At 43.3% G+C, this 12,103-nt stretch carries 16 protein-coding genes; 9 read left to right on the top strand and 7 right to left on the bottom strand.

Annotation, left to right across the window (positions count from 1 at the left end):
* Positions 1-10: 10 nt before the first annotated feature.
* Genes dnaX through infA form a run of 7 tightly spaced genes read left to right on the top strand, consistent with a single transcriptional unit; the run spans position 11 to position 5,695 of the window.
* Positions 11-1,840: a DNA polymerase III subunit gamma/tau gene (gene dnaX / locus AC13DA_RS05455; RefSeq protein WP_284451782.1), complete on the top strand. Its 1,830-nt coding sequence runs from the start codon at positions 11-13 to the stop codon at positions 1,838-1,840.
* A 16-nt stretch (positions 1,841-1,856) separates the two neighbouring features.
* Positions 1,857-2,165 (top strand): YbaB/EbfC family nucleoid-associated protein, encoded by a 309-nt coding sequence (locus tag AC13DA_RS05450; protein WP_007145811.1) that lies wholly within the window; start codon positions 1,857-1,859, stop codon positions 2,163-2,165.
* A 9-nt stretch (positions 2,166-2,174) separates the two neighbouring features.
* Positions 2,175-2,774 carry a recombination mediator RecR gene (gene recR, locus AC13DA_RS05445; RefSeq protein WP_284451783.1) on the top strand — a complete coding sequence of 200 codons (600 nt, stop codon included), beginning with the start codon at positions 2,175-2,177 and terminating at the stop codon, positions 2,772-2,774.
* A 32-nt stretch (positions 2,775-2,806) separates the two neighbouring features.
* Entirely contained in the window at positions 2,807-3,997 is a 1,191-nt protein-coding gene (locus AC13DA_RS05440; protein ID WP_273182348.1) for an EAL and HDOD domain-containing protein, read from the top strand.
* A gap of 3 nt (positions 3,998-4,000) precedes the next feature.
* Complete coding sequence (aat, locus tag AC13DA_RS05435) at positions 4,001-4,723, top strand: leucyl/phenylalanyl-tRNA--protein transferase (protein ID WP_284451784.1); 723 nt, start codon at positions 4,001-4,003, stop codon at positions 4,721-4,723.
* Positions 4,720-5,421 carry an arginyltransferase gene (locus tag AC13DA_RS05430; protein WP_007145815.1) on the top strand — a complete coding sequence of 234 codons (702 nt, stop codon included), beginning with the start codon at positions 4,720-4,722 and terminating at the stop codon, positions 5,419-5,421. Before aat ends, AC13DA_RS05430 begins: the two co-directional genes overlap by 4 nt.
* Positions 5,422-5,476: 55 nt before the next feature.
* Entirely contained in the window at positions 5,477-5,695 is a 219-nt protein-coding gene (gene infA, locus AC13DA_RS05425) for a translation initiation factor IF-1 (RefSeq protein ID WP_007145816.1), read from the top strand.
* 88 nt (positions 5,696-5,783) lie between these two features.
* Here infA and AC13DA_RS05420 read toward each other — a convergent pair whose 3' ends face one another.
* Entirely contained in the window at positions 5,784-6,287 is a 504-nt protein-coding gene (locus AC13DA_RS05420; RefSeq protein WP_007145817.1) for a disulfide bond formation protein B, read from the bottom strand.
* 71 nt (positions 6,288-6,358) lie between these two features.
* Between AC13DA_RS05420 and AC13DA_RS05415 the strand changes: the two genes are divergently transcribed.
* Positions 6,359-6,874: a zinc ribbon-containing protein gene (locus AC13DA_RS05415; RefSeq protein WP_273182358.1), complete on the top strand. Its 516-nt coding sequence runs from the start codon at positions 6,359-6,361 to the stop codon at positions 6,872-6,874.
* Here AC13DA_RS05415 and AC13DA_RS05410 read toward each other — a convergent pair.
* Genes AC13DA_RS05410 through AC13DA_RS05395 form a run of 4 tightly spaced genes read right to left on the bottom strand, consistent with a single transcriptional unit; the run spans position 6,871 to position 10,010 of the window.
* Complete coding sequence (locus tag AC13DA_RS05410) at positions 6,871-8,043, bottom strand: cupin domain-containing protein (RefSeq protein WP_284451785.1); 1,173 nt, start codon at positions 8,041-8,043, stop codon at positions 6,871-6,873. The two genes, AC13DA_RS05415 and AC13DA_RS05410, sit on opposite strands and share 4 nt — an antisense overlap.
* Positions 8,040-8,642, bottom strand: a complete 603-nt coding sequence (locus AC13DA_RS05405) for a histidine phosphatase family protein (protein ID WP_284451786.1) — start codon at positions 8,640-8,642, stop codon at positions 8,040-8,042. The genes AC13DA_RS05410 and AC13DA_RS05405 overlap by 4 nt, the downstream gene beginning before the upstream one ends.
* A 1-nt stretch (position 8,643) precedes the next feature.
* A complete protein-coding gene (locus AC13DA_RS05400; RefSeq protein WP_284451787.1) occupies positions 8,644-9,084 on the bottom strand; it encodes an NfeD family protein in 441 nt (146 codons plus the stop codon).
* Between the two features lie 2 nt (positions 9,085-9,086).
* A complete protein-coding gene (locus tag AC13DA_RS05395; protein WP_007145822.1) occupies positions 9,087-10,010 on the bottom strand; it encodes an SPFH domain-containing protein in 924 nt (307 codons plus the stop codon).
* A 142-nt stretch (positions 10,011-10,152) separates the two neighbouring features.
* Between AC13DA_RS05395 and AC13DA_RS05390 the strand changes: the two genes are divergently transcribed.
* Positions 10,153-10,788: a CsiV family protein gene (locus tag AC13DA_RS05390; protein ID WP_284451788.1), complete on the top strand. Its 636-nt coding sequence runs from the start codon at positions 10,153-10,155 to the stop codon at positions 10,786-10,788.
* On the opposite strand, the gene AC13DA_RS05385 is transcribed toward AC13DA_RS05390, so the two are convergent.
* Together AC13DA_RS05385 and AC13DA_RS05380 are read right to left on the bottom strand one after the other, a co-directional pair.
* Positions 10,785-11,531, bottom strand: a complete 747-nt coding sequence (locus tag AC13DA_RS05385) for an S-methyl-5'-thioinosine phosphorylase (RefSeq protein WP_273182369.1) — start codon at positions 11,529-11,531, stop codon at positions 10,785-10,787. The two genes, AC13DA_RS05390 and AC13DA_RS05385, sit on opposite strands and share 4 nt — an antisense overlap.
* Positions 11,532-12,071 carry a hypoxanthine-guanine phosphoribosyltransferase gene (locus AC13DA_RS05380; RefSeq protein ID WP_273182372.1) on the bottom strand — a complete coding sequence of 180 codons (540 nt, stop codon included), beginning with the start codon at positions 12,069-12,071 and terminating at the stop codon, positions 11,532-11,534.
* Positions 12,072-12,103: the final 32 nt, after the last annotated feature.

The following is a 12,103-nucleotide window of genomic DNA, read 5'->3' as shown; positions in this document are numbered from 1 at the left end:
CTAATAACCGATGAGTTATCTGGTTTTAGCCCGTAAGTGGCGACCTAAAACATTTGAACAAGTGGTTGGGCAACAGCATGTATTACGTGCGTTAATCAACGGTCTTGATCAAAACCGACTGCATCATGCCTTTCTTTTCTCAGGCACACGCGGCGTAGGTAAAACCACTCTGGCAAGAATCTTTGCCAAATCTCTCAATTGTGAACAAGGTGTCAGCTCACAGCCCTGTGGTGAATGCCAAAGTTGTGTAGAAGTCGACAGTGGCCGCTTCGTCGATTTAATCGAAGTCGACGCTGCTTCCAGAACCAAAGTCGATGATACCCGGGAACTCCTGGATAATGTGCAATATGCACCCAGCCGTGGTCGTTATAAGGTTTACCTTATCGACGAAGTGCACATGCTTTCCACTAGCAGTTTTAATGCTTTATTAAAAACGCTGGAAGAGCCACCTCCTCACGTTAAATTTTTATTTGCTACAACTGATCCGCAAAAGTTACCGGTAACGATATTATCGCGTTGCCTGCAATTTAATCTCCGACGTTTAGATGTCACTCAGATCAGTGAACACCTGTCGTTTATTTTGGGTGAAGAACAACTTTCTTTTGAACATGCCGCCCTGATGCAGCTTGCTCGCGCTGCTGATGGAAGCATGCGTGATGCACTTAGCCTGTTAGATCAGGCTATTGCCTTTGGTGCCGGCAATGTGACTGGCGATGTTGTTTTTCAAATGCTGGGAAGTATCGATCAGGATCAAATCGATCAACTGCTCAGCGCCTTGTACCAACAAGATGCAAAGGGGCTGCTGCAACAATCCGCAGAGCTAGCCGCACTTGGTCGTGACTTTGAAGTGATTTTGAATGCCATTCTGGATGGTTTACAAAAAATTGCTACGCATCAATTAATCCCAGATTTAGCTTCGGAAGAACATGAGTCACCCAGGCTGAAAGAGTTAGCTAACGCATTTGATGCTGAAACGGTACAACTGCTCTATCAAATTGCGCTGCATGGTAAGCGTGACCTGCCCTGGGCAGCTGATCCGAAAAGTGGCTTTGAAATGACATTACTGCGAATGCTAAGTTTTCAGCCGCGTAGTGACGCGCATACTACGGAGAGTCTTCCAAGAAAAAAGTCTGACACACTCCATAAACCGGCCGTCAATGTACCGCCGGTGACTGCAGGCAATGCTAGCACCAGCGCCCACAAAGATGTTGAAACACCAACAATCACTCCTGCCGCTACTTCAGAACAAACATCATTTAACACACATGATACGCTGGCTGAAATTCAGACAGCCTCAGCTGCATTGTCGACTGACTCAGCCAAAAAAGCTGCTGCTGACATCACTCCGGAAACGACTACACCAACGCCACACGTAGAAAAATTCGTGACCACGGAAGTGAACGAAGCCATGCCAGAGGTCAATAAGGATACGTTAATCAGTGTTGATCTTTCACCTGCCAACTGGACGCAAATTATTTCAGAATTGCAGTTATCTGCATTAACACGACAATTAGCTGAAAACAGTGCTTTTATTCGCTGTGAAGAAAGAACGCTACAACTCGCTTTATCATCGGAACTTGCCCACTTAGCAACAAGCAAATCCAAAGAACGACTTGAACAAGCCTTACAAAAGAAACTCGATCAGGATGTCAGTGTCGTATTTAATCATAATGCAGATAGTGCGCAGTCAGGCCCTACCGTAGCTGTAGAAAGAGCCGAGCAATTAGCTTTAAAACAGCAACAGGCCATTGAATCGATTCAAAATGACCCCACTATTGAAGTGATAAAAAATACATTTAATGCTCGTATAATAGAAAGCACAATAAAACCTATCGATTAATCAAAGAGGACATTCCATGAAAGGTGGATTAGGCAATCTGATGAAACAGGCCCAGCAAATGCAGGCCAATATGGAAAAAGCACAAAAAGAATTAGCATCGGTTGAAGTCATCGGACAAGCTGGCGGTGGCATGGTTAAAATCACCATGACCGGTAAACATGATGTCAAGCGTGTTCAGATTGAAGATGCGTTATTTGAAGACGACAAAGAAATGCTGGAAGACTTACTTGCTGCTGCCGTTAATGATGCAAACCGTCAGGTAGAACAAACAACACAAGAACGTATGTCAGGCATGTTGCCAGCTGGCATGAAAATGCCATTTTAGTGCGATAATATGGCAAAGCTTGGTCCCAGTATTGATGAGCTTATCAGCGCTTTACGTTGTTTACCTGGTGTTGGTCCCAAATCAGCGCAGCGCATGACCTTTCATCTGCTTGAACGCAATCGCGATGGTGCCCAGCGTCTGGTTCAAGCCCTTTCTCATGCATTAGACAATGTTAAACATTGCCAACGCTGTAGAATTCTGTCCGAAACAGAACTCTGCTCACGTTGTGATGATGACAGACGACAACAAGATATCTTGTGCATTGTCGAAATGCCAAGTGATGTATTGGCCATTGAACAAGCGACTCAATACCAGGGACAATACTTTGTGTTATCGGGACATTTATCACCGCTGGATGGCATCGGTCCCGATGCTTTAGGTATTCCAAAACTCATTGAATGGCTGGACAAAAATACAATAGAAGAAGTTATTTTAGCCACCAATCCCACTATTGAAGGTGAAGCAACAGCTCACTTCATTGGTGAACTCGCCAGAACCCGCAATATCAAAGTCAGTCGACTCGCTCATGGAATTCCATTGGGGGGGGAGCTTGAATTTATTGACAGCAGCACCCTTTCTCACGCATTCTCAGGTAGGGAGTCGCTTTGAGGTGATGGCTAGCTTAGAGAGAGCATTTGCTTATGGCGCAGGATGTAGTCGCATTAGAACAATTAAAAACCTTCTCAGGTTTAATTCATCGTCAGCCCTTATTCATCAATGATGAACTGGATGTTGCCGGCTATCACATTAGCTTTTTCGATCAAAATGGCGAAAAGTTAGATGACGATAGTGCAGTTCCTGACTTTGTCCAACATCTGCCTGAAATCATTTTAGATATCAATCACAATCCAAACGCGCTTCTCTCCATTCCGCACTCATGGCAGCAGGCATTGCTTGCGCTTCCTAAAATAAGCGCATCGTTAACGCTTGATATTAATAGTAATTCACTACCCTCTTCACAACATAACGGTGCCATTAGATATGCTAAACGATTAAATACATCGGCAAATGGTCATGACCATCAGACCTTATTGATCGATCTCGCGTTAGATAATCTTCAACAACTCAGCGAGAGTGATATTCGAGCATGGCGACAGCACCATGACATTCTCTGCGCTATCAATGTTAATGATATTGAACAGTATCATTACTGCAAGTCTCACCGGCTGGATCTGTTAGAAGGTATTTTTTATACCAAACCAGACAAACATGCTGGACAGCCATTGCATCCCTCTACTCAGACATTAATGTCCTTATTAGTCAGGCTGCAGGAAGAGGATGTAGAAACTGAAGATTTAACCGACATTATCAATCAGGATATTAGTCTGAGTTATAAACTCCTGCGTTTGATCAATTCAGCTTTTTTTGGTTTGCCGAAAAAAGTGGAAAGTACCAAGCAAGCCATTCTCATGCTGGGCTTAAATAAAATCAAAACCTGGGCAAGCTTATTATGCCTGTCAGGTATGGATGATAAACCCAATGAACTACGTAATGTAGCCATGTTTCGTGGCAGAATGTGTGAACTGCTTGCCAAATATTATAAAGGCCATTCCGATATGTTTTTCACCGTTGGTCTTTTGTCAGTACTTGATGCAATGTTGGATAGCTCACTTGCCGATATTATTGAACCCTTACCGCTGACTGCAGAACTCAAAACTGCCCTGATTGATAAACAAGGCCCTGCAGGTAGAGCATTAGCTGATACACTTAGTTACGAACAAGCTGACTGGGAAACAGTATCATCATCTCCCATTCCCAAAGAAATATTAGTCAGAACCTATTTAGAATCTATTCAGTGGGCAAAACAACTCACCATACAATTACAAGATTAAGTTATGTCTATCACATGGTTGGCCGCCAGCCCTGAAAGTATTTTCCCACCTGTAGAAAAAGCAACAGAACATGGCCTATTGGCTGCGGGGGGGGATCTATCAGCAACACGATTATTAAAGGCTTATCAACACGGTATTTTTCCCTGGTTTAATAAAAATGATCCGATTTTATGGTGGTGTCCGGATCCTCGAATGGTGCTGTTTACCGATAAAGTACATATCAGCAAGAGCTTGAATAAAGTCATACGCAAAGGTGTTTTCAAGGTGACTATCGACCAGGCTTTTGAGCAAGTCATGAAAGCCTGTTCAGCGCCTCGCCAGAATCAGCCAACCGATCCAGATAATCGAACCTGGATACACAGCAATATGATCGACGCTTATACAGATTTACATCACCAGGGTTATGCCCATAGTATTGAGTGTTGGCAAGATGATAGGCTAGTGGGTGGGTTGTATGGTGTATCCATAGGCAAAGCGTTTTTTGGTGAATCTATGTTTAGTTTTGTGCCTGACAGCTCAAAAGTAGCGCTCATCGCATTATGTCAACAATTACAACGTTGGGATATGCCGATGATTGATTGCCAGATTTATTCCGATCATCTATCCCGTATGGGGGCAGAAGAAATTTCCCGAACTCAGTTTATAAAAAAACTTAGCCCCCTATGCGCTAATGAAACACCACCTAAACAATGGCAGTTAGACACTGATTTACCTTACTCACTATGAGCCTGAATTTTTATCAAGATCAACCACATGCCTGTTCATATTTAAGCGGCAGACAAGCAAGAAACCTGTATCCGGATCCCAATAAACCGGCTAGCAAACATCTATACAGTCACCTTATTCAACATGGATTCAGAAGAAGTGGCGATCACATCTATCGTCCTTTCTGCGCGGAATGTGATTCCTGTGTCCCTGTGCGCATCAATATAAAAGAATTTAAACCTAACAGAAGCCAAAAACGCTGTTTGAAGCGAAATCAAGACGTACAGACTAGAATTCATCCCGCTGAATATAGCTCGGTGCATTTTGAATTATATGAGCGTTATATCGCAGGTCGTCATCTTGGCGGTGGCATGGATAACCCCACCCCATCTAGCTATACGAACTTTCTTACCAGTAGCTGGTGTGACACGGCTTTTCTTGAATTTTGGCTGGAAAATAAACTGATCGGCGTTGCCGTAACTGATTTCGTTGCTGATGGAGCTTCTGCTTTTTATACTTTTTTTGATCCTGAACTTGCCAAACGAAGTCTAGGTACATTTGCCATTCTTAAACAAATTGAATTAGCAAAAAACTATGATCTTTCATGGCTTTATCTTGGTTACTGGATAGCTGAAAGTCCTAAAATGTCATATAAAACAAACTTTTCAGGATTGGAAGGTTATTACACAGATTGGAAGAAGTTAGATAAAAAACTTTGAATAATCAGTGATTTTACGGCAAAATGGTCTTTTTAATTTAAGAACATTAGAGTTTATGGCAAAAGAAGAACATATTGAGTTTGAAGGCACAGTAATTGATACCATGCCTAACACCACTTTCCGTGTCGAACTGGAAAACGGTCATGTGGTAACAGCGCATATTTCAGGAAAAATGCGTAAAAACTATATTCGTATTCTCACTGGTGACAAAGTCACTGTCCAGCTAACACCTTACGACTTAACCAAAGGTCGCATCGTCTACCGCGCTCGCTAAAACTTCTTCCTTATGCCACCTCATGTGGCACAGCGAAAAAACAATAAACTCTGAACCCTCCATGATTTTCATCTGAATTAAAATTAGTTCAGATGAAGTCAGGATGTTTATGATGTCCAAACAGCTGTTTTAAGCCCACCAGACACATCACAATAAAAGCAATGAAGGTCCAGGCTGGAATGCTTAGATTGAGGAATGTCCACAATACGTCAGCACACTCTCCAGACCCTTTCAGCACCATATCAACAGCTTGGCTCAATGGAAAATTTTCCAAGATAAAATTCAATCCAGGACCACAACTAGGCACCTGATCTTCTGGGAGATTCTGTATCCATACATGACGTGCAGATATTGCCGCACCGATTCCAGCAGCTAATAAGACTAAAAAGCCGTATACCCGTCGTCCCGTCGTAACTGGATTATGAATGGCGCCAATTAAAAAGAACACACCAGCGACAAAAACCATGACTCGTTGCAATATACATAAAGGGCAGGGTTCTAAATGCTCGATAAACTGAAAATAACCAGCAATAAGCAACATACTCAAACAGGCCAGAAACCCAACGAGAAAGACGCCACGAAATGAATTCAAAACAGACTCCTTAAGTCAATTAATCTGTGTTAAGTTAACCTAAAAAACGCAAGGATAAAAGGATTACGGAGATGAATGACGAAAATTTCGAAAAAAAACTGACCGCTGCCTACGACAAAATGATGGAACGTCTGGACGACTTGCTGGATGATGCGGAACAACAGGCGCTACCGACGCTTCAACGTAATCTTGATAAAGCCAAACAACAAGCCATCGAATTAAAAGAGTTAACACATGATGAAGCAGAAAAAGTAGCGGCTTATCTGCGCCGTGACTTACATGATGCGGCTGAGTATCTTGAATCATCAGGCAAAACATTTTCAAACTGGCTGACCTTTGACTTACAGCTTGTCGAAGAACGTATGCTCGAATTATTTGCTAGCGTGGCTGATAAAACTCGCTTGGAATTAGAACAGCTCGCCCAACAAGCCGAAAAATCACAGCAATATCACACGGGGGAAATTACCGGCATCGGCACGCTCTATTGTGAATCGTGTGGTTGTGAAATGCACTTTAAGAAAACAAGCCGTATCCCACCCTGTCCGAAATGTCATAAAACTACCTTTAACAGGAAAAAACTGGTCTAACGGCTTAGCCAGTACCATGCACCGTGTTCAACAAGAGAACTCAGTACCCGCTCGGCTCCTTCATGCTGCTGAAGTAATCGCCATTGTTCACCTTTAATTGCAGAGCTGCCGGTGAGTATATCGACAACCGCCTTATACGATGGATCAACAACTAACTTTTCTCCTGCAACAAACAGGAAAATATTTTGCTCAGCAGCTGTCCAGGCTAATCGAATATATGGGTTACGCTGTAACTCTACTCCCGCTTCAAACTGGGCAGATATTGACAGGGTATTATCATCAGTATGATATTCATCAGCCAACCATTCCAGCGAGGGTTTAGTCTGGGTGACCAAACGGCCTAATGCAGACTGTAAAAGCGCGTCAGAATGATTAATAGTATCAATCAGACTTTGTTTAAAACGTGCGATCGCCGCCCCATCAATTTGCGTCTCACTGACATTAAGACGCAAATCAGGATCACTGTAATGCCTTTCCCCAAAAACTGACTCTGCTAGTTCCTGTAGATAGGCATCTAACACTTCTGTTTGTGTTGGCGCCCTGAAACCAATAGAAAACGTCATACAGTCATTCATGGCGACACCATGATGTGCAAAGTGTGGTGGTAAATAAAGCATATCGCCGGGTTCGAGATCCCAACTTTCATCTGCATTGAACTCAGCCAAAATTTTCAGATCTAAACCATCGATTAAATCAGTATCTAATATGGGCTCAGCACCTATTTGCCAGCGCCTTGTACCTTTGGCTTGCAATAAAAATACATCATAACCATCTGTATGCGGCCCTACGCTTCCGCCTACAGGCGCATAACTGATCATCAAGTCATCACGCCTCCATTCGGGAATAAAGCTGAACTGACGTGTTATATCAGCCAAAACAGGTTCATGTTTATCCATATCCTGAACCAGAAGTGTCCAATGTGACTCCGGTAATTCGGAGAAATCATCTTCGCTAAAAGGGCCATGTCGACACTTCCAGGGACCAGAGTTGGTATGTTCTTCAATAAGCCGGGACTCGATATCATCCTGACAGGCAAAACCAGCCAGTTCCTCAGGTGTAATCGGAGATTCAAAGTCAGGGAAAGCTTGTCTGATCAGTAATGGCTTTTTTTGCCAGTATTGATCTAAAAAAGCCTGTTGAGACAATCCGGTATTAAAAAACTCACTCATAGCTGTCCTGCATGAAATAATAATCTTGCAAATTCATTTTTGCCATCAAGATAGACTTCGATTCGACTTAGACAGGCATAGGGCACATCAAGGTGAAATACGGCTTCAAGCGGCATTGATAAAATATGTGCCAGCAATAAACGAATAACCCCTGCATGTGTCACAAGCAAGATATGACGTTGCTGATATTGTTGCAGCATGTCCTGCCAGGCAGTTATACACCGCTGTTGAAACACCATTAACGACTCGGCTTGTGGTGGTGTATTACGTATAGGATCCTCATAGAAAGCAAAGAACCGTTGCTGATCTGTTTTCTGTATTTCCTCAGCAGTTTTACCTTCCCATTCACCAAACCCCATTTCGATAAACCCGGGAACATACGTCAGAGAAAGTCCGGTATCACGACTCAGCTCTTCAGCAAAGCTGGCACAACGATTTAAAGGTGAAGTAATAATCTGCTGCCAGGGCAAGTCATTTTTCAGATGCGCTCGCATCTGTTCAAGCCCCATGCGAGTCAGCGAATAATCCAGCTGACCACGATAAACACCCTCACCTTCCGTCTGACCATGTCGTAATAAATCAATCGTGGTCACAGACATTTCAGTCGATAGACTCCACGGTAAATACCACATTGTTTAAAGCCACAATCCTGACTTTTTTACCTACGGGACTATCAACGCCTTGTATCTTCCATGTGGAATCATCCAATTTTATTTTACCGACGCCATCAACAATAGGGGTTTGTAAAGTAATGATACGACCAATATATTGCTCGCCACGCTTGTTTAAATTAGGTTGATCACTTAACAGAGGATGATCGCGATAATACTGTCGCCAGACAAGAGTGCTCACTATCGATAAGAGTGCAAATATTAATAACTGATATTGCCACGATAAGTCTGGAAAAAGTAAGAGGAATAGCCCCGTTATAAACGCAGCAATTCCCATCCATAAAGCAAAAAATGTTGGCAATAGTATTTCGATAATAATCAGGCCAACACCTAATATCCACCAATGCCAGAAATCAACAATAAAGGGCATGATTACGCTCCTTTTTTATTGAACGCTTCTTTTGCCAGTTCCGCGATACCGGCAACGGATCCAATCACATTGCTGGCTTCAAGTGGCATCATAATGATTTTATGATTATCGGCTGAAGCCATATCTTTTAAGGCTTCCACGTATTTTTGTGCGACGAAGTAGTTGATGGCTTGAACATCACCTTTCGCAATGGCTTCTGACACCATCATGGTGGCTTTTGCTTCCGCTTCGGCAAGACGTTCACGCGCTTCAGCGTCACGCATAGCGGCTTCAAGACGACCTTCCGCTTCTAATACTGCGGCCTGTTTTTCACCTTCTGCACGTAAAATTTCAGATTGACGATGCCCTTCTGCTTCCAGAATAGATGCACGTTTTGTTCTATCTGCTTTTAACTGACGGCTCATCGCCTCAACCAGTCCCTGATCCGGTTCCAGATCTTTAATTTCAATCCGCGTGACTTTGACCCCCCAAGGTGTGGTGGCGTCATCCACAACGTTGAGTAACCGCGCATTGATATCATCACGTTTTGATAACAATTCATCCAGATCCATAGAGCCCATCACGGTACGAATATTGGTCATGGTGAGATTTAAGATAGCGTTATCCAGTCCGCTGACTTCGTATGCTGCCTTAGCCGCTTCAATCACCTGAAAGAAGACCACACCATCTACGCGCACGGTGGCATTATCTTTAGTGATAATTTCCTGAGAAGGCACATCCAGCACCTGCTCCATCATATTTATCTTGGCACCGATTCGATCAATGACAGGTACAATCAAATGCAAGCCAGGCGATAATGTTCTAGTGTAACGGCCAAAACGTTCAACGGTATATTCGCGTCCCTGTTGAACTGCCTTGACGCCCATCATGATGACGACCACCATCAACACAACAATAATTAACACAAAACTAGAAAATCCATCCATTATTACACCCTCTCGTTCATCGACATTGATCAAACATATTGTTCAAATAATAGCAGCATTGCTACTTCAGATTGTTTATCACTTGAATAATAGGTTTTATTCAGTGGACAATACATAGAAATACTTCCCGAATAGAGTCATTATGAAAACACAAGCACAGTTTTTTTCACTGTTTATCTTATTCCTGCTTTCAATGGTAAGCACCTCTGCAGCAGCTCAACAGTGGTATAAAGCAGAATTAGTGGTTTTCGAAAGATATAGTGGTGCAAATGCTGAACACTGGCCTGAAATGCGCGCCATTAACAATGGCAGCTTAAGTCCGAGTGCTAACAACAATCTCATCAAACCGGCTGGTACCGGTTTATTATATGGCGTTGTATCACGACTCAATAATGCGTCCAATTATCGCGTGCTCTACCACCAAGCCTGGCAACAACCGATTATGAGTAAAGGCAGTGCAAGAAGTATTCAAATCAATTCAAGTAATGGTCTGGTCGAAGGCCAAATCAAACTGTATCGGGTTAATTATCTGCATGCTGATATTGATGTCTGGTTTAAAGAAAACGGTAATCTGCCTGTCAGCAGTACTGGCACAGCGACTGAATCACAAACCTACCCCAATAACCCACATCTGAGCCAAATTCGTCGTATCCGTAGTAAAAACTTAATTTACTTTGATCACCCACGTGTGGCAGCCATTCTGGAGATTGTTCCGGTAGCGACACCGGCTTCAGCGGTATCAAAAACACCGGAAACTTATTCTTTACCTGAAAACTAGCCTGATAGCTGTTTCATCACATTGGCGATGATGGTTTTCACATCATCAATGCCACCGGCAAGGGTTTGTTGAATTTCATCCATTGTCAGCACATTATTTGTAATGCCCGCTGCCCAATTAGCCACGACAGCCAATGTCGCATAAGAAAGCTCAGCTTCTCTGGCCAGGCAGGCTTCCGGCATTCCTGTCATCCCGACCAAATCACAACCATCTCTTGCTAAACGACGAATTTCCGCAGCAGTTTCCAGTCTCGGGCCCTGAACCGCGGCATATGTTGCACCATCTAAAGCTGTCAGGCCCGCATCAGCCGCAGCTTTTAATAATATTTCACGCAGTTCTCGATCATAAGGCCAGGTAAAATCAATATGATTATCAGCGCGGAATTGTTCACTAAAAAAGCTTTGTTCCCGACCATGGGTGTAATCAATAATTTGATCCGGCACAGCCAATACACCCGGTGCAAACTTATCTGTAATACCGCCCACCGCGGCAACAGCCAAAATATCGGTGACACCGATGGTTTTCAATGCATGAATGTTCGCCCGGTAATTAATGCGATGCGGCGGAATATTATGCCGATCGCCATGACGTGGTAAAAAAGCCACTTGTTTACCGTTCAACGTGCCTATTTTTATCGCTGCTGAGGGATCACCATAAGGTGTTTCGACGTGTTTTTGTTCCGTTATTTCCAAACCTGGGTACTGCGTCAGACCACTTCCGCCAATGATGCCTAATAAACGCATTTACGACTCCTTCAGAGCATATACAGCGGGCAGATTACGCCAAAAACCACCCATATCCATACCAAATCCAAATACATAGCGGTTGGGTACCGTTAGACCAATATATTCAGGACGAATGCCAACTTTATTATTGTGGTCTTTATCAAATAAACACACACATTTCACTGAAGCAGCCCCTTCACCGACACAATATTCTCTCAGTGCAGCCAAGGTCACACCTTCATCAAAAATATCTTCAATCAGTACCACATGCCGTCCTTGTAATTGGGTGACGGGTTTCGCCTGCCAACGAATATCACCACCCACGGTTTTATCACCATAACGCGTAGCATGAATATAATCCTGTTCCAGCTTAAAGTTCAGGCGAGGTAATAAATGACCCGCAGTGATAACCGAACCATTCATCACACACAGCATGACCGGTAGCTTATCGGCGTAATCCTGCTGTAACTGCTTTGCCAGACTATCCAGTGCGGCGCTTATTTGGTCCATATCAAAAAGCAAATCCGACTTGGATAGCAGTTCGTCATACTCTGTCATTGCATACTCTCTATTGTAATTCAGGCCTTATA

The sequence above is a fragment of the Methylophaga sp. F-2 genome (genome assembly GCF_056859315.1).
Note: the sequence above shows the minus strand (reverse complement) of the source record. Positions and strands in the feature narration are given on the sequence as shown.

Coding starts and splice junctions, on each gene's coding strand:
- dnaX (WP_284451782.1), top strand. CDS start 11: ATGAGTTATCTGGTTTTAGCCCGTAAGTGGCGACCTAAAACATTTGAA.
- AC13DA_RS05450 (WP_007145811.1), top strand. CDS start 1,857: ATGAAAGGTGGATTAGGCAATCTGATGAAACAGGCCCAGCAAATGCAG.
- recR (WP_284451783.1), top strand. CDS start 2,175: ATGGCAAAGCTTGGTCCCAGTATTGATGAGCTTATCAGCGCTTTACGT.
- AC13DA_RS05440 (WP_273182348.1), top strand. CDS start 2,807: ATGGCGCAGGATGTAGTCGCATTAGAACAATTAAAAACCTTCTCAGGT.
- aat (WP_284451784.1), top strand. CDS start 4,001: ATGTCTATCACATGGTTGGCCGCCAGCCCTGAAAGTATTTTCCCACCT.
- AC13DA_RS05430 (WP_007145815.1), top strand. CDS start 4,720: ATGAGCCTGAATTTTTATCAAGATCAACCACATGCCTGTTCATATTTA.
- infA (WP_007145816.1), top strand. CDS start 5,477: ATGGCAAAAGAAGAACATATTGAGTTTGAAGGCACAGTAATTGATACC.
- AC13DA_RS05415 (WP_273182358.1), top strand. CDS start 6,359: ATGAATGACGAAAATTTCGAAAAAAAACTGACCGCTGCCTACGACAAA.
- AC13DA_RS05410 (WP_284451785.1), bottom strand. CDS start 8,043: ATGAGTGAGTTTTTTAATACCGGATTGTCTCAACAGGCTTTTTTAGAT.
- AC13DA_RS05405 (WP_284451786.1), bottom strand. CDS start 8,642: ATGTCTGTGACCACGATTGATTTATTACGACATGGTCAGACGGAAGGT.
- AC13DA_RS05400 (WP_284451787.1), bottom strand. CDS start 9,084: ATGCCCTTTATTGTTGATTTCTGGCATTGGTGGATATTAGGTGTTGGC.
- AC13DA_RS05395 (WP_007145822.1), bottom strand. CDS start 10,010: ATGGATGGATTTTCTAGTTTTGTGTTAATTATTGTTGTGTTGATGGTG.
- AC13DA_RS05390 (WP_284451788.1), top strand. CDS start 10,153: ATGAAAACACAAGCACAGTTTTTTTCACTGTTTATCTTATTCCTGCTT.
- AC13DA_RS05385 (WP_273182369.1), bottom strand. CDS start 11,531: ATGCGTTTATTAGGCATCATTGGCGGAAGTGGTCTGACGCAGTACCCA.
- AC13DA_RS05380 (WP_273182372.1), bottom strand. CDS start 12,071: ATGACAGAGTATGACGAACTGCTATCCAAGTCGGATTTGCTTTTTGAT.